The following is a 22,346-nucleotide window of genomic DNA, read 5'->3' on the forward strand; positions in this document are numbered from 1 at the left end:
AGGCATGCCATACCCCCGACACTTGGAGCCTGATGCCGCCCCCTAGCATCGGGCGCATGACACCCGACGAGGGGAGTCCGATGTCAACCGCCGCGGGCAGCCCGAGTGTGCTCGATGAAATTCTGGCTGGCGTGCGGGAGGATGTCGCGGCCCGGCAGCAGCGCACCCCACTGGAGCTGATCCGTGAGCAGGCGGCCGCCGCGCCCCCTCCCAAGGACGCCTTCAGCCTGCTGCGCGCACCCGGCGTGGGCGTGATCGCCGAGGTGAAGCGCGCGTCGCCGTCGAGGGGACGGCTCGCCGAGATCCCGGATCCGGCCGATCTTGCCGGGGAGTATGCGGCGGGCGGTGCGCGGTGCATCTCGGTACTGACCGAGAACCGCTGGTTCGGCGGCAGCCTGGAGGACTTCGACGCGGTACGGGCCGTGGTCGACGTGCCGCTGCTGCGTAAGGACTTCGTGGTCTCCAGTTACCAGGTGCACGAGGCCCGCGCGCACGGTGCCGACCTGGTGCTGCTGATCGTGGCCGCGCTGGAGCAGAACGCGCTCGTCGGCCTGCTGGAGCGGGTCGAGTCGCTGGGCATGACGGCGCTCGTCGAGGTGCACACCGAAGACGAGGCGGACCGGGCCATGGCCGCGGGCGCCCGGGTGATCGGCGTCAACGCCCGGGACCTGCGCACCCTGGAGGTGGACCGGGAGGTCTTCGAGCGCATCGCGCCCGGGTTGCCGAACAACATCGTCAAGGTCGCGGAGTCCGGTGTCCGCGGGCCGCACGACCTGATCCGGTACGCGTCGGCCGGCGCCGACGCTGTGCTCGTGGGGGAGGGCCTGGTGACCCAGAAGAGCCCCCGCGACGCGGTGGCCGAATTGGTAACCGCGGGTAGCCATCCGGCTACGCCGAGGCCGACGCGATGAGTGACGAGACCCCGGAGCAGTTGCCGGACTCGGCCGGGCACTTCGGCCGCTTCGGCGGCAGGTTCATGCCCGAGGCGCTGATCCCGGCGCTGGACGAGCTGGACGCGGAATATCGCAAGATCCAGTCAGATCAGGGCTTCCAGGACGAGTTCGCCAAGCTTCTGCGCGAGTACGGCGGCGTGCCCTCCCTGCTGTACGACGCCACCCGGCTGTCGGAGGCGGTCGGTGCCCGGATCCTGCTCAAGCGCGAGGACCTCAACCACACCGGCGCGCACAAGGTGCGCAACGTGCTCGGTCAGGCCCTGCTGACCCAGCGGATGGGCAAGAAGCGGATCATCGCGGAGACCGGTGCCGGGCAGCACGGGGTGGCCAGCGCGACCGCGGCCACGCTGTTCGGCCTGGAGTGCGTGGTCTACATGGGCGAGGAGGACACTCGCCGCCAGGCGCTCAACGTGGCCCGCATGCGGATGCTGGGCGCCACGGTGGTACCGGTGAGCACCGGCTCGCGCACGCTCAAGGACGCGATGAACGAGGCGCTGCGCGACTGGGTCACCAACGTCGCCACGACCCATTACATGATCGGTACCGCGGCCGGACCGCACCCGTTCCCGGCCATGGTCCGCGACTTCGCCCGCGGCATCGGAGTCGAGGCCCGGGCGCAGTGCCTGGAGCTGACCGGCCGCCTGCCGGACGCGGTCTGCGCGTGCGTGGGCGGCGGCTCCAACGCCATCGGGATCTTCCACGCGTTCATCCCGGACTCCTCGGTCCGGCTGTACGGCTTCGAGGCCGGCGGCGAGGGTGTGTCGACCGGCCGCCACGCGGCCAGCATCACCGGCGGGGACACCGGCGTCCTGCACGGGGCCCGGACGTACATCCTGCAGGACGAGGACGGGCAGACCATCGAGTCGCACTCGATCTCCGCCGGGCTGGACTACCCGGGCGTCGGCCCGGAGCACGCGTGGCTGCACGACACCGGTCGGGCGACCTACGAACCGGTCACCGACGCGGAGGCGATGGACGCGTTCGCGCTGCTCTGCCGCACCGAGGGGATCATCCCGGCGATCGAGAGCGCGCATGCGCTGGCCGGTGCCCGGCGGGTGGCCCGCGAACTGGGCCCGGACGCCACGATCGTGGTCAACCTCTCCGGCCGGGGTGACAAGGACGTCGAGACGGCGGGGAAGTTCTTCGGGATCATCGAGGAGCGGTCGTGAGCCTGGCACCCACCTTCGAGAAGGCGCGCGCCGACGGCCGCGGGGTCCTGATCGGCTGCATGCCGGCGGGCTTCCCGACCGTCGAGGGCGGCATCGAGGCGATGCGCGCGATGGCGGCTGCCGGTGTCGACGTCATCGAGGTTGAGCTGCCGTACTCCGATCCGGTGATGGACGGGCCGGTGATCCAGCGGGCCAGCGAGATCGCGCTGGCCGGCGGGGTACGCACCGCCGACGTGCTGCGCACGATCGAAGCGGTGGCGGAGGTCGGCGTACCGGTGGTGCTGATGAGCTACTGGAACCCGATCGAGCGGTACGGCGTGGACCGGTTCGCCCGCGACTTCGCGGCCGCCGGTGGAGCCGGGGTGATCACGCCGGATCTGATCCCGGACGAGGCGCAGGAGTGGCTGGCCGCCTCCGACCGGTACGGGCTGGACCGGATCTTCCTGGTCGCTCCGGCCTCGACCGACGAACGGCTGGCGATGACCGCCGAACACTGCCGGGGCTTCGTCTACGCGACCAGCGTGATGGGGGTGACCGGCGCCCGGGAGCAGACCTCGTCGGCGGCGCCCACCCTTGTCGAGCGGCTGCGCCGGTTCACCGACCTGCCGGTCGGCGTCGGGCTCGGCGTACGTGACGGCAGCCAGGCGGCCGCGGTCGCCGGGTACGCGGACGGGGTGATCGTCGGTAGCGCGCTGATCCGCTGCCTGCTCGACGCACCCGACCCCGACTCGGGTCTGGAGGCTCTGCGGGCGCTCAGCGCCGACCTGGCACAGGGCGTGCGGGCGCCCTCCGCGGCGACCGAGAAGCAGTAGATCGTCAAGCCTCAGACCGCCGAGCGCTGGGGCCGTCAAGCCTCAGACCGCCGAGCGCTGGCGCCGGCTGCGGCCATGACGCGCCGGCTGCGGCCGTGACGAGACAGCGGCCCTCGAGGCCGCCAAGCGGTGAGGCCGTCCGGTGGCGGAGACCGCCCCGGTCAGGCAGCGGAGAGCGCCGCCTCCGGCGTCGCGTCGACCGCGTCCGGGATCTCCGGCTCCTTGTTGCGCTGGACGACGCGCAGGACGCCGGCACGGTCCCCGGTGGCGTCGGCGAGCGCGATGGCCGTGGTCGCGGTCATCGGGGCCGGCAGCGAGTCCGGATCTTCCCAGGCCAGCCGGCGGATGCGACCCGGCGCGTTGAGGGTGACCTCACCCTCGATGCGGGCCCGGAAGACGTACACCAGGACGTCCGGGAGGTCTTCGCCGCAGCCGTCGCCGGTCAACTGGTACATGCCGACGAGGTCGGTGACCTCCACATCTGTGCCGATTTCTTCGCAAATGTCGCGAACGGCGGCGTGAATGGGGCTCTCCCCTTGGCGGATGGTCCCGCCTGGCAGGCCCCACAACTGGTGGCCCTGGCTCTGCTGACACAGCAGAACGCGGCCGGCCGGGTCCTGAATGACCGCTGCGACCGCGGACTCAACGGAGTTCATGGACGAAAAGCCTAGGCGCGTCATTTAGTCCAGACCAGGGGCGACCGGAGGTTCCCGACAGCGGTAGCGTGTGCAACCGTGAGCCTCGCCGCAATTCCGAGCCCGACTACCGCCGTCTGGGACCTCGGACCGATCCCGATCCGGGCATACGCGCTGTTTATCGTGCTCGGCATCGTGGCCGCCTGCGCTGTCACCGAGGTGCGGATGCGCCGGCGCGGCGCCCCGCCGTATCTGGTGCTCGACATCGCCGTCTGGGCGGTGCCGCTGGGCATCGTCGGCGCCCGGGTCTACCACGTGATCACCTCGCCGGACGCGTACTTCGGCAAGGACGGCGACCCGGTCGACGCGCTCAGGATCTGGCACGGCGGCCTGGGGATCTGGGGCGCGATCGCGGGCGGCGTGCTGGGCGCCTGGATCGCCTGCCGCCAGCGCGGGGTGCCGCTGACCTTCGTCGCCGACGCCGCCGCGCCCGGGCTGCCGCTGGCCCAGGCGCTCGGTCGCTGGGGCAACTGGTTCAACAACGAGCTGTACGGTCGGCCGACGTCGCTGCCCTGGGGCCTGCGGGTGCACGTCATGGACGACCAGAACCCGGGCCACTCGCTGGTCATGGACGGCAAGCCGGTACTCCAGGAGGGGCTGTTCCAACCGACCTTCCTGTACGAATCGCTGTGGGACGTCGGCGTGGCGATCCTGGTCTGGCAACTGGACAAGCGGCACCGATTCGGCCGGGGCCGGGCGTTCGCGCTCTACGCCATGGCATACACGGCCGGCCGGTTCTGGGTCGAGGCGCTGCGGGTGGACACCGCCCACCACTTCCTGGGCCTGCGGCTCAACGAGTGGACGTCGCTCGTGGTGTTCGTGCTGGCGTTGATCTACTTCGTCCGGGTGCGCGGGCCTCAGGCGCGGCTGTACGTCGATGATGACGGCCAGCTGCTGACCGTTCGCGACGACGAGGCGCCCGGCGAGGCCGAGGTGCCGGACGGCAAGGCCCTGGACGGCAAGGCCCTGGACGGCAAGGCCCTGGACGGCAAGGCCACGGCCACCGACGTGGACGACGGGGCGACCGGGGACGGCACCGCCGAGGAATCCGCCTCCAGCGATACCGCTGCCGGCGACGCGGCCTCCGCCGATACCGCTTCCGGCGACGCGGCGAGCGGAGCCGCGACAGCGACAACCGACGGCGACCCGGCCGGGGCCGTCGAGGATGGTGACGAAGCCTGGCGCGCGGAGCGGCCGGGCGGCGCGTTGGACGGGGAACCCGACGCGGACCTCGCGGTATCGGCCGACGGCGGGCACGGCCCGTCCGACGGCGGAACGCCGCACAGCACGGCCGAGAAGTAGGAGGCACGATGCGCTCGGCGGTGGTGGTCGGGGCCGGAGTCGGTGGGTTGGCCGCCGCCGGTGCGCTGGCTCGCACCGGCTGGCAGGTCACCCTCCTGGAACGCGGCGACCGGCTGCGCGGCGACAACGCCGCGCTGCTCATCTGGCCCAACGGGGTGCGTGCGCTGCGCGCGCTGAAACTCAGTGACGGACTGGGGGCGATCGCCAGCCCGGCACCGTCCCGGGGCATCCGCCGGCCGAGCGGGCAGTGGCTGGTGCAGCCGGACGACGTCGCCGAGGGCGACTCGGACGCTTCGGTGGTGGTACACCGCGAGGACCTGCATGACACCCTGGTCGCGGGCCTGGGCGAGAAGATCGACATCCGCACGGGTGTGCAGATCCGCACCGTGCGCTGCGTGCCGGGCGAGCAGCCGTCGGTCAGCGACGGGCAAAACACCTGGCAGGCCGACGTCGTGGTGGCCGCGGACGGGCTGGACAGCGTGGTGCGCCGCCGGCTGGTTCCGGAATCCAGCGCGGTGGCGGCGGGGTGCGCGGCCTGGCGCGCGGTCATTCCGTGGTACCGGGCCCCGAAGCTGCCCTCCGACGCCGCCGGTACCGGCGGGGAGACGCTCGGCGCGGGGCACCGCTTCCGGTACGCGCTGCTGGGCGAGCGGGGTTCGGCCGGCGCGTCCACCAGGGGCGGCGTGTACTGGGCAGCGACCGTACCGGGAGCGAGCCGCCCGGAGCCGCCGGAGACCCAGCTGAACCTGCTGCGCCGGTGGTTCGCCGGCTGGCATGCGCCGATCGGCGACCTGCTGGCCGCGACCGAGCCGGACGATCTCATCCAGCACCCGGTCGCGGAGCTGCGGCCGTTGCCCCGTACGTTCGCGTTCCCCGGCGGGACCGGCGGGGTGGTGCTGCTCGGCGACGCGGCCCATGCGATGAGCCACCACCTCGGCCAGGGCGCCTGCCTGGCGCTGGAGGACGCGGCCACGCTGAGTGCCCTGCTGCAGGAGGCGATCCCCGGGCGGACGCTGGGAGGCGCACTGGACGCGTACACCCGGGCTCGGCGGCCACGGTTGGCACGCATCCTGCGCCAGTCGCGCCGGGTCGGCGCGGTCTACTCGGCGAACAGCACGCTGGTGGTGCGCGCCCGCGACGCGGCGCTCGGGCTCACGCCCAACCGCCTGCTGGGCCGCGCGTCGGCGTCGGTGCGCCAGTGGCGGCCGCCGGCCTGAAATCGCGCCGTGCGGCGTCGGTGCGGCCGGCCTGCCAGAGTGGCGGGCGCCGGCCTGACGGAGCCGCCGGGTGCGGCCGGCCTGCCCGAAATGGCGCCGTTGCACCCGTGCCTGAGGTGCGAAGACTGGCGGACAATGCCGTGAAAGTCCTGATTGCGGCAAATCGCTTGATGGACAAGTAGCAATATGTGATCAATATAGTGCCAGCAGGCCGTACTCCCGGTCGGCCGATCCCGTTAACGTAGACTCAAGAAGCTCTGTAGGGCCGACGTCGTCCCACCCAGTTCCCGCTTCGCATGACGTCCAGGAGGCCCGATGGCTCACGCGTACCCAGGAGACGCCGCGGGGGGTGCTCACTTCCGCCCGAATCCGGCCGGTGATGCGCTTCCCCGGGGGCTGTACGACCGGGCGTACGAGCACGACGCGTGCGGCGTCGCCTTCGTGGCCGACATCAACGGTCGGCGGTCTCATGGCGTGGTGGAGAAGGGGCTGGCCGCGCTGTGCCGCCTCGACCACCGCGGGGCGCGGGGCGCCGAGCCGAACACCGGTGACGGCGCGGGCATCCTGATCCAGGTCCCGGACGCGTTCTACCGGGCCGAGGTCGACTTCGCGTTGCCGCCGGCCGGGCAGTACGTGACCGGGTTGGCGTTCCTGCCCACCAGCCCCGTGGACGCCGGCCGCGCGGTCCAGGTGCTGGAGAAGTACGCGCTGGTCGAGGGCGCCGAAGTTCTCGGCTGGCGGGAGCTGCCGGTGGACCCGGACGGGCTGGGCGCGACCGCGCTGAGCGCCCGGCCGCACATCCGGCAGGTGTTCCTGGCCGCGCGGCGGCTCACCGCGTCCGATGCCGGCCGGGCTGGCGTCCTGCTGTCCGGCGAAGAGCTGGAGCGGGTGGCCTTCTGCGTACGCAAGCAGACCGAGCGGGAGACCCGCGAGCGGGGCATCTCGCTGCACTTCCCGTCGCTGTCCGGCCGCACCGTGGTCTACAAGGGCATGCTCACTCCGGACCAGCTGGTGAGCTTCTTCCCCGACCTGTCGAGTCCCCGGGTGGACAGCGCCATCGCGCTCGTGCACTCCCGGTTCTCCACCAATACGTTCCCGTCCTGGCCGCTAGCGCACCCGTACCGGTACATCGCGCACAACGGCGAGATCAACACGGTCCGCGGCAACCGGAACTGGATGGCCGCCCGCGAAGCGCTGCTGGCCTCCCCGCTGATCCCGGGAACCATCAAGCGGCTGTTCCCGATCTGCGCACCAGACGCCTCCGACTCGGCCAACTTCGACGAGGTCCTGGAGTTGCTGCACCTCGCCGGCCGCAGCCTGCCGCACGCCGTGCTGATGATGATCCCAGAGGCGTGGGAAAACGACCCGTCGATGGATCCGGCGCGCCGGGCGTTCTACCAGTTCCACGCGAGCCTGATGGAGCCGTGGGACGGTCCGGCGGCGGTGGCGTTCACCGACGGTACGGTGGTCGGCGCCGTACTCGACCGCAACGGCCTGCGTCCCGGCCGGTGGTGGCGCACCTCGGACGGGCTGGTCGTGCTCGCCAGCGAGGCCGGTGTGCTGGACCTCGACCCGGCGACCGTCGTCGCCAAGGGCCGGCTCCAGCCGGGCAAGATGTTCCTGGTCGACACCGCGGCCGGCCAGATTATCCAGGACGACGAGATCAAGGCGGAGCTGGCCGCCGAGCACCCGTACGACGACTGGCTCATGGCCGGCCTCATGAAGCTCGCGGATCTCCCCCAGCGAGAGCACGTCATCTACACCCACGACTCGGTACAGCGCCGCCAGCAGACCTTCGGGTACACCGAGGAGGAGCTGAAGATCCTGCTCGGCCCGATGGCCCGGAACGGGGCCGAGCCGGTGGGCTCGATGGGTACAGACACCCCGATCGCCGTGCTGTCCGAGCGCCCGCGGCTGCTCTACGACTACTTCGGTCAGCTGTTCGCCCAGGTCACCAACCCGCCGCTGGACGCGATCCGGGAGGAGTTGGTGACCAGCCTGGGCGCCACGATCGGGCCGGAGGGCAACCTACTCGACCCGAACGCGGCCAGCTGCCGCCAGATCCTGCTGCCCGGCCCGGTCATCGACAACGACGAGCTGGCCAAGCTGTTGTCCATCGACGAGGACGGCGACATGCCCGGCTTCCGGGCCATCCGGGTCTCCGGGCTCTACCGGATCCGGGACGGCGGGCAGGGGCTCAAGGCCCGGCTCACCGAGATCTGCCGGCACATCTCCGAGGCCATCGAGGACGGCGCGCGCATCCTGGTGCTGTCCGACCGGGACTCCACGGTCGACCTCGCGCCGATCCCGTCCCTGCTGCTGACCGCCGCCGTGCACCAGCACCTGATCCGGGAGCAGACCCGTACCCAGGTCGCGCTGCTGGTCGAGTCCGGCGACTGCCGCGAGGTGCACCACGCCGCGCTGCTCATCGGGTACGGGGCCGCCGCGGTCAACCCGTACCTGGCCTTCGAGACCATCGACGACCTGAGCATCACCGGGGCGCTGCCCGGCATCGACCCGACCAAGGCGACCCACAACTACGTCAAGGCGATGGCCAAGGGCGTCCTGAAGATCATGTCCAAGATGGGCATCTCGACGGTCTCCTCGTACTGCGGCGCCCAGGTGTTCGAGGCGATCGGGCTCGACGAGGAGCTGATCGACCGGTACTTCACCGGTACCAGCAGCCGGATCGGCGGCATCGGGCTCACCGAGATCGCGACCGAGGTGGCCGCCCGGCATGCCCGCGCGTACCCCGCCAACCGGGCGGAGCGTGCGCACCGACGGCTGGAGGTCGGCGGCGAGTACCAGTACCGGCGCGAGGGCGAGCTGCACCTGTTCAACCCGGAGACGGTGTTCCTGCTCCAGCACGCCACCCGGTCGAGCCAGTACGACGTGTTCAAGAAGTACACCACCAAGGTCGACGAGCTGGCCGCCCAGGCGGGCAGCCTGCGCGGGCTGTTCGAGCTGAGGCTGGGCGACCGGGAGCCGATCGACCTCGAGGAGGTGGAGCCGGTCAGCGAGATCGTCAAGCGGTTCGCCACCGGGGCGATGAGCTACGGCTCGATCTCGGCCGAGGCGCACGAGACCCTGGCGATCGCGATGAACCGGCTGGGCGGGCGGTCCAACACCGGCGAGGGCGGCGAGGACGTCGACCGGCTCTACGACCCGGCGCGCCGCTCATCGGTCAAGCAGATCGCCTCGGGCCGCTTCGGGGTCACCTCTGAGTACCTGGTCAACGCGGACGACCTGCAGATCAAGATGGCGCAGGGCGCCAAGCCCGGCGAGGGCGGCCAGCTGCTGGGCAACAAGGTGTGGCCGTGGATCGCCAAGACCCGGCACGCCACCCCGGGCGTCGAGCTCATCTCGCCGCCGCCGCACCACGACATCTACTCGATCGAGGACCTGGCCCAGCTCGTCTACGACCTGAAGAACGTCAACCCGCGGGCGCGTATCCACGTCAAGCTGGTCGCCGAGGTCGGCGTCGGCACGGTGGCGGCAGGGGTGGCGAAGACCAAGGCGGACGTCATCCTCATCTCCGGTCACGACGGCGGTACCGGCGCCTCGCCGCTCAACTCGCTCAAGCACGCCGGGGCGCCGTGGGAGCTGGGGCTGGCCGAGGCGCAGCAGACGCTGCTGGCCAACGGGCTGCGGGACCGGGTCACGGTACAGGTGGACGGGCAGCTCAAGACCGGCCGGGACGTGGTGATCGCGGCCCTGCTCGGCGCCGAGGAGTACGGCTTCGCCACCGCCCCGCTGATCGTCGAGGGCTGCGTCATGATGCGCGTCTGTCACCTCGACACCTGTCCGGTCGGCATCGCCACGCAGAACCCGACCCTGCGTGCCCGGTTCACCGGTCAACCGGAGTTCGTGGAGAACTTCTTCCTGTTCCTGGCCGAGGAGGTCCGGGAGTACCTCGCCGCGCTGGGCTTCCACACGCTCGACGACGCGATCGGGCACGCCGAGATGCTCGACCTGGTGCCGGCCGTCGAGCACTGGAAGGCCGAGGGCCTCGACCTGAGTCCCGTGCTGCACGTGCCGGACCTGGAGGACGACGCCCCGCTGCGCCGGATGACCAGCCAGGACCACGGGCTGGCCAAGGCTCTGGACAACCAGATCGTGGCGGGCGCGGTGCCGGCGCTGTCGGACGGCACCCCGACCCGGATCGAGATCGACGTGCGCAACGAGCACCGCAGCGTCGGCGCGATGCTCGGTGGCGAGGTGACCAGCCGGTTCGGCGGCAAGGGACTGCCCGACGACACGATCGAGGTGCACCTGCGCGGTACCGCCGGGCAGTCGTTCGGCGCCTTCGTCCCGAACGGGGTCACCCTGCGGCTGTCCGGCGACGCCAACGACTACGTCGGCAAGGGACTGTCCGGCGGCCGGCTGGTGATCCGGCCGGACGAGCAGGCGCCGTTCACGGCCGAGGACCAGATCATCGCTGGGAACACCATCCTGTACGGCGCGACCGGCGGCGAAGTGTTCCTGCGCGGCCAGGTGGGGGAGCGGTTCGCGGTACGCAACTCGGGTGCCGTCGCGGTGGTCGAGGGCGTCGGCGACCACGGCTGCGAGTACATGACCGGCGGCACCGTCGTGGTACTCGGCCCGACCGGGCGCAACTTCGCGGCCGGGATGTCGGGCGGCACCGCGTACGTGTGGCGGCTGGACTCCGGCCGGGTGAACCGGGAGCTGGTCGACCTGGAGCCGGTCGCCACCGACGACAAGCGGGCACTGCGTGACCTGATCGAGCGCCACCTGGCCGAGACCGGGTCGGCGGTGGCGCGCCGGATCCTGGACGCCTGGGCGGCCAGCGCCGAGGAGTTCACCGCGATCATCCCGCGCGAGTACCGCCGGGTGTTGGAAGCCATGCGAGCCGCCGAAGCTGCCGGCCTGGACATCGACGAGGCCGTGATGGCACCGGGAGGCGTCAATGCCTGATCCACAGGGATTCCTGCGGTACGAGCGGAAGCTGCCCGCGCGGCGGCCGGTGCCGGTACGCATCCAGGACTGGCGGGAGGTGTACCCGTCGGCCGACGACACGCTGATCCGGGAGCAGGCCACCCGCTGCATGGACTGCGGCATCCCGTTCTGTCACCACGGCTGCCCGCTGGGCAACCGCATCCCGGACTGGAACGACCTGGTCCGTACCGGGCAGTGGTCGTTTGCCATCGAGTCGTTGCACGCCACGAACAACTTCCCGGAGTTCACCGGGCGGCTGTGCCCGGCACCGTGCGAGGCGGCCTGCGTGCTGTCCATCGCGGGTGGCTCGCCGGTGACCATCAAGCAGGTCGAGGTCGAGATCATCAACCGGGCATTCGACAACGGCGACGTGGCGCCCCAGCCGGCTCCGGAGTCCTCCGGCCGCCGGGTGGCCGTGGTCGGCTCCGGGCCGGCCGGGTTGGCCGCCGCCCAGCAGCTGGCCCGGGCCGGGCACGAGGTCACCGTGTACGAGCGGGACGACGCCCCGGGCGGCCTGCTCCGGTACGGCATTCCGGACTTCAAGCTGGAGAAGTCGCACATTGACCGGCGGTTGGAGCAGCTGACCGCCGAGGGTGTGCGGTTCGTGACCGGGTGCCAGGTCGGTACCGACGTCACCCTGGCAGCCCTCCGCGAGCAGCACGACGCCGTACTGCTGGCCGCCGGCGCACTGGCCGGCCGGGACGTGCCGGACACCCCGGGCCGTCACCTGCCCGGCGTCCACCTGGCCATGGAGCACCTGGTGGCCGCCAACCGCGTGGTGTCCGGCCGGGCGTCGTCGGCAGAAACCGACGCGCAGCTTGTCGGAGCGGCGACCGGCAAGCGCCCACCAGACGCGGCCGGGAAGCACGTGATCATCATCGGTGGCGGCGACACCGCGGCGGACAGCCTCGGCGTGGCGCACCGCCAGGGCGCGGCCAGCATCACTCAGCTCGACCTGTACCCCCTGCCTCCCGAAGCGCGGGACGAGGCGCGCGACCCGTGGCCGACCTGGCCGTGGATTCTGCGCCAGTACCCGGCACACGAGGAGGGCGGCGAGCGGGTCTTCGCGGTGGCGGTCCAGGAGTTCGTCAGCGCGCCTTCCGGCGAGCCGCGGGTCGCCGCGATCCGGATCGCCGAGGTGGCCGTCCAGCGGGTGGGCGGCCGGCGGGTGGTGACCCCGGTGCCGGGCACCGAGCGGGAGCTGCCGGCGGACCTGGTGCTGCTCGCGATCGGGTTCGAGGGCACAGAGGAGGGTCCGCTGCTCGACCAGCTCGGACTGGCCCGCAACGCGCGGGGCGGGCTGGACTGCGCCGACGACTGGCAGACCGGGGTGCCGGGCGTGTTCGTCGCCGGGGACATGCACCGGGGCGCCTCGCTGATCGTGTGGGCGATCGCCGAGGGCCGGGCCGCCGCGTCGGCGATCCACACCTATCTGGGTGGCGCCGGGAGCCTGCCCGCGCCGGTCGAACCGAAGGCGGTAGCGCTCTCCGTATAGGTGGGGCTCTCCGTTTAGGCCCCGACGAGGGCGTCCAGGTCCAGGTCGTACCATGCTGGATGCTGCCACCAACGCTGCTGCCGTAGCACCGCAACTGTTGCGTGAGCACATCGAGTGTTCATCTTGGATTTTCCCGGTACCGCTGGGTCGGTGGTCCGGACCGTGAACGGAAGGCACTAGCCTAATGGGCGTGACACGCCGCGCGAAGATCGTATGTACCCTCGGCCCCGCGACCACCAGCCCCGAGCGCATCCGGGGCCTCGTCGACGCCGGCATGGACGTGGCCCGGTTCAACTTCAGCCACGGCACGCACGAGGACCACGAGCAGGTGTACCAGCGGGTCCGGGAAGCCGCCGAGACGACCGGGCGGGCCGTCGGCGTGCTCGCCGACCTGCAGGGGCCGAAGATCCGGCTGGGGCGTTTCGCCGACGGTCCGGTCGAGTGGCGCACCGGCGACACCGTCGTGATCACGAGCGAGGACATCCTCGGTACCAAGGATCGGGTCTCCTGCACCTACCGCAGGCTGCCCAGCGAGGTGAAGGCCGGCGACCGGCTGCTGATCGACGACGGCAAGGTCGCCATCGAGGTCAAGAGCGTCACCGGCGGCACCGAGATCAACTGCCTGGTGCTGGAGGGCGGCCCGGTCTCCAACCACAAGGGTGTCTCGCTGCCCAACGTGGCGGTCAGCGTTCCGGCGCTGTCCGACAAGGACGCCGAGGACCTGCGCTTCGCGCTGCGGCTGGGCGCCGACCTGATCGCGCTGTCGTTCGTGCGCTCGCCCGACGACATCAAGCTGGTGCACGAGATCATGGACGAGGTCGGGATCCGCCGGCCGGTGATCGCCAAGATCGAGAAGCCGGAGGCGGTCTCCGCGCTGGAGCAGATCGTCGACGCCTTCGACGGGATCATGGTCGCCCGCGGCGACCTGGGCGTGGAGATGCCGCTGGACCAGGTTCCGCTGGTGCAGAAGCGGTGCGTGCAGCTGGGCCGCGAGCTGGCGAAGCCGGTCATCGTGGCGACCCAGATGCTCGACTCCATGATCGAAAACTCCCGGCCGACCCGCGCCGAGGCGTCCGACGTCGCCAACGCGGTGCTCGACGGCGCGGACGCGGTGATGCTGTCCGGTGAGACCAGCGTGGGCGCCTATCCGGTACTGACCGTGTCCACCATGGCGCGCATCATCGAGACGACCGAGGCCGGCTCCATCGCGGTACCGCGGCTGCAGCACGACCCGCGCACCCGTGGCGGCGCGCTGACCAACGGTGCCTCGACCATCGCCACCTCGATCGGCGCCAAGGCCCTGGTGGCCTTCTCGCAGACCGGTGACACCGTGCGCCGCCTGGCCCGCCTGCACTGCCAGCTCCCGCTCGTGGCGCTGACCCCGGAGCCGGCGGTACGCAGCCAGCTGGCCCTGTCCTGGGGCGTGGAGAGCGTACTGGTGCCATACGTGCACCACACCGACGACATGTTCCGGCAGGTCGACCGGACGCTGCTGGACATCAAGACGGCGCAGCCGGGCGACTACGTGGTGATCGTCGCGGGTACCCCGGCCGGGACCCCGGGCTCGACGAACACGCTCCGGGTTCACCAGCTCGGATCCCTGGTCGAGAACGCGTCTCCGGCGCACGGCCAGCACCTGTCGTGACGGACGAGGGTCGCCCGACCGGTTCAGACTCCGAAACGGACTTCCGGGGCCAGACCGGTCAGGGCGCCGTCGACGAGCTGCTCGGGATCCTTGATCTCGAGCAGCTGGACGACGACGAGTTCCGCGGCGACAGCCCGGAGATCGGGCTGCAGCGGGTGTTCGGCGGCCAGGTCGCCGGCCAGGCGCTGGTGGCGGCCGGCCGCACCGTGGACCAGAGCCGCCGGGTGCACTCGCTGCACGGGTACTTCGTGCGGCCGGGTGACCCGACGGTGCCCATCACGTACCAGGTGGAGAACATCCGCGACGGCCGCTCGTTCTCGGTACGGCGCTCGGTCGCCCGGCAGCACGGCAAGACGATCTTCTTCATGTCAGCGTCGTTCCAGGTGACCGAGGAGGGGCTGGACCACCAGGTCGCTCCGCCGGACGTACCGCCGCCGGACGAGGTGCCGACGATGACCGAGCGGCTCGCCCGGTACCCGGAGCGGCTCGGGATCTGGTCGATGATCCCGCGCCCGATCGACGTCCGGTACGTGGGGGAGCCCGGCTGGGTACGGCCCGGCGACCGGCCGGTCTCGGCCCGGCAGCAGGTCTGGATGCGCATCGACGGCAAGCTGCCGGACGATCCGCTACTGCACGCGTGCGCGCTGACCTACGCCTCGGACCTGACCCTGCTGGACGCCGTACTCGGCCAGCACGGCGAGGTGTGGGGGCCGGGCGGCTTCGTGGGCGCGAGCCTCGACCACGCGCTGTGGTTCCACCGGCCCTTCCGGGCGGACGACTGGTTCCTGTACGACTGCGCCAGCCCGTCCGCGTCCAACGGTCGCGGCCTGGCCACCGGGCAGATGTTCACGGTCGACGGCAGGCTCATCGCGAGCGTGGTCCAGGAAGGGCTGCTGCGCCGGGTGCAGGGCTGATCCGGGTGGTGAGGCGCGGCCGGCGCCCGCGGTTCGCCCCGATTGGGTTCACGTGGCCGGTTTCGGGTGAGCCGGACCGCGCCGGCCGATTGGGTGGATGGTCAGCCTCGGTTACATAATTGGCTGGTGCGACTCTCTGCCCGTGTGGACTATGCCCTGCGCGCCGTCGTTGAGCTGGCCTCGTCGTCTCAAGGTGACCGCAGCCGGCCGGTGACCGCCGAGCAGTTGGCACAGGCTCAGTCCATCCCGCCCAAGTTCCTGGAGAGCATCCTGCTCCAGTTGCGCCGGGGCGGGGTGGTCAACGCTCAGCGCGGTCCCGAGGGCGGATACTGGCTGGCCCGGCCGGCCACCGAGATCTCGCTCGCCGATGTGATCCGGGTGATCGACGGCCCGCTCGCCAACGTGCGCGGGCACCGGCCGGAGTCGCTGGGCTACCAGGGCGCGGCGCAGGCGCTCCAGGAGGTCTGGATCGCGCTGAGGGCGAGCGAGCGGGAGATCCTTGACCTGGTCAAGGTCGCCGACGTGGCCGCCGGCGACCTTCCCGACCGGGTACGCGACCTGGCCGCCGATCCGGCCGCCTGGGTCTGACAACTTGCGGTCAGCGGCTCACGCTGCCGGTCGCGCCCGCGGTGGCCGCCTCATCTTCGTTCGGGTAGCGGCCCACCGACGTGACCCGTGGCGGCGCCGCAGTCTCCCTCGCGTCCGGCCGCCCGGGTGCGGCCAGCCAGCCGGGCAGCAGGTAGGCGCCCGGTCCGCGCCGCCCGCCCGGTCCGCCCCGCGCGGCCACCTCACCCGCGTGCACCGGGCCCTTGCACGCCGAGCACACCATCAGCGGCTCGGTCGGCTGGCCACAGCGGCGGTGCACGATGGTGACCGGCGGGCCGGCCTCGTCGGCGGTCCAGCGGTCACCCCACTTCATCAGCGACAGCAGGACCGGCAGCAGGTCGGCGCCCTTGGCGGTCAGTTCGTACCGGTAACGCAGTGGCCGGTGCTGGTACGGCTCGCGGGCGAGCAACTCGTGCTCGACGAGAGTGGTGAGCCGGTCGGTCAGGACGTTCGTGGCGACCCCCAGGTCGCGCTGGATTTCGTCGAACTTCGTCAGCCCAAAGACGACATCGCGCAGGATCAAGGGGGTCCACGCCTCGCCGACGACCGCGAGGGTACGGGCGATAGAGCAGGGCATTGCGTGGAAATCGGTACGCTGCATTCCCGCAGCTTATTGAATGGCTTTCGGGAAACAACCCATTGCCCGTCGCAACGTACACGCGGTCCGCTGGCGGATCGCGCCGACTCCCCGGGAGGGTCTGCTCCGTGATAGAGGTACGGCTGGCTTCCGAGCCGGTGCCCGGTGGCGGCCCGAACGAGGACTACGCGTTCGCCGTACCCGGGCTGGTCGGCGTGCTCGACGGCGTGACCGTGCCGGAGGGCATGGACACCGGCTGCGCGCACGGGCCGTCGTGGTACGTGCGGATGCTGGCCGGGCGGCTGGTCAGCGGGTACGCCGCCGACCCGCTGGTACGCCTCGACCGGCTGCTGGCCACCGCGATCTGCCAGGTGTCGCACGCGCACGGCGGCGAGTGCGACCTCACCCATCCGGGTACCCCGGCCAGCACCGTCTGCCTCGCCCGGTACGGGGTGGACCGGCTGGAGTACCTGGTGCTCGCGGACAGCCCGCTGGTGTACGAGGCGGGCGGGCGGGTCGAAGTGATCAGCGATCACCGCCCCCAGCGAGTAGCCGGCGTGCTGCACGAACGCATGCCGGTCGGCGCCCCGACCGGCAGTCCGGAGCACGCCGCCGGAGTCCGGGCGATCATCACCGCGCAGCGTGGGTACATCAACTCGCCGGACGGGTACTGGGTCGCCTCGATCGATCCGTCGGCGGCCGAGCAGGCGCTCACCGGAGCCCTGCCGCTGACCGGACCGGACGCGGTGCGCCGGATGTGCCTGTTGAGCGACGGCGCCTCCCGCGCTGTAGAGAGGTTCGAGCTCTACGACTGGCCGGGGCTGCTCGACGCGGTCACCGCGGACGGGCCGGCCCGGCTCATCGCGCGGGTACGCGAAACGGAGCGTGCGGACCGGCGCCAGACGCGGGGCAAGCGCCACGACGACGCGAGCGCAGCCCTGATCACGTTCGGGGACTGACCGGCGGGCACATACGGAAGGGGCCGGCATGCGCCGGCCCCACATCCGTACCGCAGGCTACCAGTTCTTCAGCCACGGCAGCTGGTTCAGCAGCCAGCTGTGCAGCCGGCCGACCTCATCGGTCTTGCTGTCCAACCAGGACAGTTCGCCGCCGATCGCGAGCACGCCCAGCAGGATGGCGCCCAGGCTCGCGACGAGACCGAGCAGTGCCAGGCTGTGTCCGGTGACGCCGCGCCGGCTCGCGCCGACCAGCCCACCGGCCGCGATCGCGCCGCCGATCACGCCGAGCACGATGGCCTCGGCGGCCATCAGCCCGGTGAGCGCGGCCATGATGGCCACCACGCCGACGATCAGGCTCAGCGTGGCCATCGCGCTGACGTGCGCCCAGCGCTGCCGTTCTGGTTCGACGGTGGTTTCGGTGTCCGGCTTGGTCACCGGTTCGGTCACCGGCACCGGCTTGGTGTCGCGCCGGTCTTCCACCGGCTGTCGGGTCGCCCGCCGCCGGGTCAGTAGCCGGCGGGTCGTGGGTTCGTCGCCGTCCGCGCGGGGGTTGATAACCGTCTCGCGGGCGGTGTCCTCGGTGGCCGGCTCGGTGTCGCTACGCCGGGTCAGTAGGTTGCGCACCTTGGTCCTCCCCTGTCGATCTATCTCGATGTCCGGGAAGTACCCAACCGCGACGCGTACTACACCTGATCGATCTACGCGGGCGGCAACCCGCTGAGCACGCCGGCCAGCACCCGAGTCTGTTGGGCGGAGATGGTGACGACGCCGCGACCATCACGCTCCATGATGGACACTCGCGGAACGCGCTCGTCGATGTGCTGGATCGCATAGCGTTCGCTGCCTGTCCGGGCCTCGACCCGACCATTTCATCCACCGCAACGCGCTGTGAGGTAACGGGAATTGGGCTATGGTTGTCGAGCGGACCCGCCCCACACATGTGGACCAGCGGGTCTAGCTTTTTGTGTCAGCTTCGCCGTCCCAAGATCAGCGTGCCGGCTCGCCGGACTGCTCGTCGATCGCTGCGAACGTCTGCGCCGCCACCGCGAACGCGCGGTTCGCCGCCGGTACCCCGGCATACACGGCGACCTGGAGCAGTACCTCTTTGATCTCGTCGCGGGTCAGCCCGTTGTTCAGCGCCCCGCGGATGTGCATCGCCAACTCGCCGTCGTGATGCAGGGTGGCCAGCATGGCCAGCGTGATGCAGCTGCGCACCCGCCGGTCCAGGCCCGGCCGGGTCCAGATCTCACCCCACGCGTAGCGGGTGATGAAGTCCTGGAAGTCGGCCGTGAGCTCGGTGGTGTTAGCCACCGCCCGGTCCACGTGCTGGTCGCCGAGCACCTGCCGGCGGACCGCCATGCCGTCCTCATAGGACATTGCCCGGATCCCCTTTCCCGACAAGGTGTTCGACCAGCAGGGCGGTGACCCGGTCGGCCTGTTCGACGTTGGCCAGGTGCGCGGCATCCGGTACCAGCTGAAGTGTGGCGCCCGGGATCGCGTCGGCGATCGCCTGCCCGTATCGCGGCGGGGTGGCCGGATCGTCTTCGCCCGCGATCACCAGAGTCGACGCGGTGATGGACGGCAGTGCCGGCAGCAGATCCATTGCCGCGAGCGCTTCGCAGCAGCCGGCGTAGCCCTCGTTACTGCAGGCGGACACGGTCTGCTGGAAGCGTTTCACGGTCGCGCTCTCCCGGGACAGGAACGACGGCGTGAACCAGCGGGACACCACCTGTTCGGCGAGCGCCCCGATGCCCTCACGTCGCACCTGATCTGCCCGCTCAAGGTAGGGGTCGGGGGAGTCGAACCGGGCGGTGGTGCAGCACAATGCGAGCCGGTCGATCCGGTCGGGGGCGTGCGCGGCCAGCCACATGCCGACCATGCCGCCGATCGAGACGCCGGCGTAGCAGACCTGGGCCAGGCCGAGCCGGTCCAGCAGGGACAGAACGTCACCGCCGAGGTCGTCCACTGTGTACGGTCCGGAGGGCGCGGGTGAGCCGTCGTGACCCCGGTGCTCGTACCGCAGCACGAGGAAGTGTTCCTCGAACGCGGCAAGCTGGGGCTGCCACAGTTCCCGGGTGGTGCCCAGCGAGTTGCCCAGGACCAGCACCGGTGCGCCCGGGCGTCCGGTCAGTTCGTGCCGCAGCTCGACTCTCATGTCTCGCCTCCCCGATCTGTGCCCGTGCCTCGGACGGCGGAGTGCGCGGCCAGCGCCCGGTCGATGAACGCGGACGAACAGCCCAGGTACGTGGCCGGCTCCACCGCCTCGTCGATCTGTTCCGGGCTCAGGTGTGACCGTACCCCGGGGTCGTCGTGCAGCGCATCGCGAAGGGACCGGTCACCGGCGACAGCGTCCCGGCACACCCGGGCCACCAGCTCGTGTGCGGCGTCGCGGCCCAGCGCCGGGGCCAGTTTCGCGGCGACGTTCTCGCCCATCGGCAGGCCCCGGGTCGCTTCCAGGTTGTGGCGCATCCGGGTGGCATCGACGCGCAGCCCGGCGAGCACGTCGGCGGTACCGGCGGCGGCCGCGCCGACCAGTCGCAGCAGGTCGGCAAGTGGTTGCCACTGCGCGTGCCAGGCGCCGGTGGCCCGCTGGTGCTCCTGCGCCATGGTGGCCAGCAGCGTAGCGACCAGCCCCGGTACCTGCTTGGTGGCGGCCGTGACCAGCACGCTGCGGACCGGATTCTGCTTGTGCGGCATGGCCGACGAGGCGCCACCGGTGGCCTCGGCGACCTCGCTGACTTCGGTCTGGGCGAGCAGGGTGAGGTCCAGCGCGATGGTGGCCAGCGTCCCGGACACCGTGCCCAGCGCGCCGGCCAGTTCGGCGATCCGGGTGCGGTCGGTGTGCCACGGCAGGATGGGCTCGACGAGCCCGAGTTCGTCGGCGAGCAGCCGGAGTACGGGTACGCCCCGGTCGCCGAGCGCGGCCAGGGTACCGGCGGCGCCGCCGTACTGCACGGCGAGGCTGTGCTCCCGCACCCGGGCGAGCGCGGCGATGCCCTCGTCGACCGCGACGAGCCAGCCGGCGCAGGTCAGCCCGAAGGTGATCGGCAGCGCGTGCTGGCTCAGGGTCCGGCCGGCCATCAGGGTGTCCCGGTGCTGTGCGGCGAGCCGGGCGCAGTGCGCCGCGACGTCGCGCAGGTCGGCCAGGATCGGTGCCAGGCAACGGTTCGCGACGAGTACGGCGGCGGTGTCCACCACGTCTTGACTGGTCGCGCCGAGGTGCAGGTACGAGGTTGCCTCGACGGGCAGCGCGCGACCGAGTTCGGCGAGCAGCGGTACCACCGGTGTGCCGCTGGCGCGTGCCCGCCGGCCGATGTCGACCGGGTCCGGGCGAACCGTCCGGGTGGCCTCGTCGATCGCGTGGGCGGCGGCCTCGGGTACCAGGCCGGCCCGGCACTGTGCCCGGGCCAGTGCCCGTTCGAAGTCGAGCATGGCGGCAAGCCACGCCCGGCCGTCGAGTTCACGCTCCACGGCCGGGGTGCCGAACAGCGAATCGAACAGGTCGCCGCCAGGTGCCTCAGCGTCGCCGCCGCCACCGGGCGTCTCAGCGTCGCCGTCGCGCGTCTCAGCGTCGCCGTCGCCGTCTGGCGTTTCGGCGTTGTCAGACGTCGAAGAAGACGGTCTCATCGGAGCCCTGGAGGTGGATGTCGAAGCGCAGGCCGCCGTCCTCGGCGACCGCGACCAGGGTGGCCCGCTGCCCCGGTTCGTCTATTGTGGACAGTACCGGGTCGTGTTCGTTGGTCGTCGTCTCGTCGGGGAAGTAGATCCGGGTGACCACGCGGTTTAGCATGCCGCGGGCGAGGACGGACACGTCGATGTGCGGCGCCTGGAGGCCGTTTCCGGGCGCGGGTACCGGACCGGGCTTGAGGGTCAGAAACCAGTAGCGCCCGTCGGTGTCGGTGGGGCAGCGCCCCAGACCACGAAAGCCGGGGCCGTGACCGAGGGCCCAGCCGGCCGCACCGGCACCGCCCGCCGCGGGGTCGGCGTCGCGGCCGGCCGCCGAACCGGCGGAGCCCGCACCTCGACCGGCGCCGTTGCCGGCCACCCGGTCCGCCGCGTCGGCGGTCGCCTGGCGCGGGATCGACGGTCCGCGCGGGTCGTCCGGGTGGCTGAACCGGCCGTCCGGGTCGGCCTGCCATGTCTCGATGAGCGCGTCCGGCACCGGAGCCCCGTCGCCGTCGAACACCCGCCCGCTGATCCGGATGGCGCCCGGCGTGCCCTCGGGTACCACCAACGGGCCGTCGCTCCACGGCAGCGCGCCGGGCAGCGCGAAGAACGGGCCGACGGTCTGTGACGGCGTGGTCGGCTGAACGGTGCCCATCAGTGCTCCTCGTCCTCGAACACGGCAGCCTGTGGGCCGCGCAGCACGATGTCGAACCGGTACCCCAGCGCCCACTCGGGGACCGTGCTGCCCAGGTCGAAGTCGCAGATCATCCGCTGGCGGGCAGCCTCGTCGCGGACCGAGTTGAAGATGGGGTCCTGGCCGAACAGCGGGTCGCCCGGGAAGTACATCTGGGTGACCAGTCGCTGGGTGAACGCCTGACCGAACAGCGAGAAGTGGATGTGGGCCGGACGCCACGCGTTGCTGTGGTTGCGCCACGGGTACGCGCCGGGCTTGATGGTGATGAACCTGTAGTTGCCCTGGCTGTCGGTCACGCACCGGCCGCCGCCGTCGAAGTTCGGATCCAGCGGCGCGTCGTGCTGGTCGCCCTCGTGCCGGTACCGGCCGGCGGCGTTGGCCTGCCACAGCTCGACGAGCGTGTCGGGTACCGGGCGGCCGTTGCCGTCCAGGATCCGGCCGTGCAGCACGATGCGCTCGCCCAGCGGCTCGCCCGCGTGCTGGCGGGTCAGGTCCGCGTCCAGCTCGCCGACCCGGTCGTGGCCGAACACCGGCCCGGTGACCTCGGTCAGCCCCTGCGGCAGCGGTCGCAGCGGCCGGTGCGGGGTACGCAGCCGGGTCGAGTGGTAGCCCGCGAAACCCGGTTCCGGATGGGAGCCGTGGTCGGGCGGGTAGTACGGAAGCCGGAGGTCGGTCGCGTCTGGCAT

The 22,346-nt window shown here is 71.5% G+C and carries 19 protein-coding genes; 11 read left to right on the forward strand and 8 right to left on the reverse strand.

Going from position 1 to position 22,346, the window contains the following annotated elements; genetic code table 11:
- Positions 1-107 precede the first annotated feature (107 nt).
- Genes trpC through trpA form a run of 3 tightly spaced genes read left to right on the forward strand, consistent with a single transcriptional unit; the run spans position 108 to position 2,934 of the window.
- Entirely contained in the window at positions 108-911 is an 804-nt protein-coding gene (gene trpC / locus Raf01_RS36065; RefSeq protein ID WP_203922617.1) for an indole-3-glycerol phosphate synthase TrpC, read from the forward strand.
- On the forward strand, positions 908-2,122 hold the full coding sequence (gene trpB, locus Raf01_RS36070; RefSeq protein ID WP_203922577.1) for a tryptophan synthase subunit beta: 1,215 nt from the start codon (positions 908-910) through the stop codon (positions 2,120-2,122). Before trpC ends, trpB begins: the two co-directional genes overlap by 4 nt.
- Positions 2,119-2,934: a tryptophan synthase subunit alpha gene (trpA, locus tag Raf01_RS36075; RefSeq protein WP_203922578.1), complete on the forward strand. Its 816-nt coding sequence runs from the start codon at positions 2,119-2,121 to the stop codon at positions 2,932-2,934. Before trpB ends, trpA begins: the two co-directional genes overlap by 4 nt.
- Positions 2,935-3,095: 161 nt before the next feature.
- On the opposite strand, the gene Raf01_RS36080 is transcribed toward trpA, so the two are convergent.
- Positions 3,096-3,590, reverse strand: coding sequence for an NUDIX hydrolase (locus Raf01_RS36080; protein WP_203922579.1), 495 nt, complete (start codon positions 3,588-3,590; stop codon positions 3,096-3,098).
- A 78-nt stretch (positions 3,591-3,668) separates the two neighbouring features.
- Here Raf01_RS36080 and lgt point away from each other — a divergent pair, with 78 nt between their 5' ends.
- From lgt to Raf01_RS36115, 7 genes are all read left to right on the forward strand, one after another.
- Positions 3,669-4,931: a prolipoprotein diacylglyceryl transferase gene (gene lgt / locus Raf01_RS36085; RefSeq protein WP_203922580.1), complete on the forward strand. Its 1,263-nt coding sequence runs from the start codon at positions 3,669-3,671 to the stop codon at positions 4,929-4,931.
- Between the two features lie 8 nt (positions 4,932-4,939).
- The gene (locus Raf01_RS36090; RefSeq protein WP_203922581.1) at positions 4,940-6,148 is read left to right on the forward strand and encodes an FAD-dependent oxidoreductase; all 1,209 of its coding nucleotides are present in this window, start codon (positions 4,940-4,942) and stop codon (positions 6,146-6,148) included.
- Positions 6,149-6,463: 315 nt separating this feature from the next.
- Positions 6,464-11,083: a glutamate synthase large subunit gene (gene gltB, locus Raf01_RS36095; RefSeq protein ID WP_203922582.1), complete on the forward strand. Its 4,620-nt coding sequence runs from the start codon at positions 6,464-6,466 to the stop codon at positions 11,081-11,083.
- Positions 11,076-12,599, forward strand: a complete 1,524-nt coding sequence (locus tag Raf01_RS36100) for a glutamate synthase subunit beta (RefSeq protein ID WP_203922583.1) — start codon at positions 11,076-11,078, stop codon at positions 12,597-12,599. The genes gltB and Raf01_RS36100 overlap by 8 nt, the downstream gene beginning before the upstream one ends.
- A 184-nt stretch (positions 12,600-12,783) precedes the next feature.
- The gene (gene pyk / locus Raf01_RS36105) at positions 12,784-14,244 is read left to right on the forward strand and encodes a pyruvate kinase (protein ID WP_203922584.1); all 1,461 of its coding nucleotides are present in this window, start codon (positions 12,784-12,786) and stop codon (positions 14,242-14,244) included.
- Entirely contained in the window at positions 14,241-15,158 is a 918-nt protein-coding gene (locus Raf01_RS36110) for an acyl-CoA thioesterase (RefSeq protein ID WP_203922585.1), read from the forward strand. The genes pyk and Raf01_RS36110 overlap by 4 nt, the downstream gene beginning before the upstream one ends.
- 126 nt (positions 15,159-15,284) lie before the next feature.
- A complete protein-coding gene (locus Raf01_RS36115; protein WP_203922586.1) occupies positions 15,285-15,746 on the forward strand; it encodes an RrF2 family transcriptional regulator in 462 nt (153 codons plus the stop codon).
- Between the two features lie 10 nt (positions 15,747-15,756).
- Here Raf01_RS36115 and Raf01_RS36120 read toward each other — a convergent pair whose 3' ends face one another.
- Entirely contained in the window at positions 15,757-16,365 is a 609-nt protein-coding gene (locus Raf01_RS36120) for a winged helix-turn-helix transcriptional regulator (RefSeq protein WP_203922587.1), read from the reverse strand.
- A 104-nt stretch (positions 16,366-16,469) separates the two neighbouring features.
- Here Raf01_RS36120 and Raf01_RS36125 point away from each other — a divergent pair, with 104 nt between their 5' ends.
- Positions 16,470-17,300 carry a hypothetical protein gene (locus Raf01_RS36125; protein WP_203922588.1) on the forward strand — a complete coding sequence of 277 codons (831 nt, stop codon included), beginning with the start codon at positions 16,470-16,472 and terminating at the stop codon, positions 17,298-17,300.
- Positions 17,301-17,357: 57 nt separating this feature from the next.
- Here the strand turns inward: Raf01_RS36125 and Raf01_RS36130 are convergent, their stop codons facing one another.
- The 6 genes from Raf01_RS36130 to pcaH all read right to left on the reverse strand — a co-directional run bounded on the left by Raf01_RS36130 (position 17,358) and on the right by pcaH (position 22,346).
- On the reverse strand, positions 17,358-17,924 hold the full coding sequence (locus tag Raf01_RS36130; protein WP_203922589.1) for a hypothetical protein: 567 nt from the start codon (positions 17,922-17,924) through the stop codon (positions 17,358-17,360).
- 363 nt (positions 17,925-18,287) lie between these two features.
- Positions 18,288-18,677, reverse strand: coding sequence for a 4-carboxymuconolactone decarboxylase (pcaC, locus tag Raf01_RS36135; RefSeq protein WP_203922590.1), 390 nt, complete (start codon positions 18,675-18,677; stop codon positions 18,288-18,290).
- A complete protein-coding gene (gene pcaD, locus Raf01_RS36140) occupies positions 18,667-19,455 on the reverse strand; it encodes a 3-oxoadipate enol-lactonase (protein ID WP_203922591.1) in 789 nt (262 codons plus the stop codon). Before pcaD ends, pcaC begins: the two co-directional genes overlap by 11 nt.
- Positions 19,452-20,927: a 3-carboxy-cis,cis-muconate cycloisomerase gene (pcaB, locus tag Raf01_RS36145; RefSeq protein ID WP_203922592.1), complete on the reverse strand. Its 1,476-nt coding sequence runs from the start codon at positions 20,925-20,927 to the stop codon at positions 19,452-19,454. Before pcaB ends, pcaD begins: the two co-directional genes overlap by 4 nt.
- Positions 20,902-21,621: a protocatechuate 3,4-dioxygenase subunit alpha gene (gene pcaG / locus Raf01_RS36150; RefSeq protein WP_203922593.1), complete on the reverse strand. Its 720-nt coding sequence runs from the start codon at positions 21,619-21,621 to the stop codon at positions 20,902-20,904. Before pcaG ends, pcaB begins: the two co-directional genes overlap by 26 nt.
- Positions 21,621-22,346, reverse strand: a complete 726-nt coding sequence (pcaH, locus tag Raf01_RS36155; protein ID WP_203922594.1) for a protocatechuate 3,4-dioxygenase subunit beta — start codon at positions 22,344-22,346, stop codon at positions 21,621-21,623. The genes pcaG and pcaH overlap by 1 nt, the downstream gene beginning before the upstream one ends.

The organism is Rugosimonospora africana, from assembly GCF_016862975.1.
Taxonomy (GTDB): Bacteria; Actinomycetota; Actinomycetes; order Mycobacteriales; family Micromonosporaceae; genus Rugosimonospora; species Rugosimonospora africana.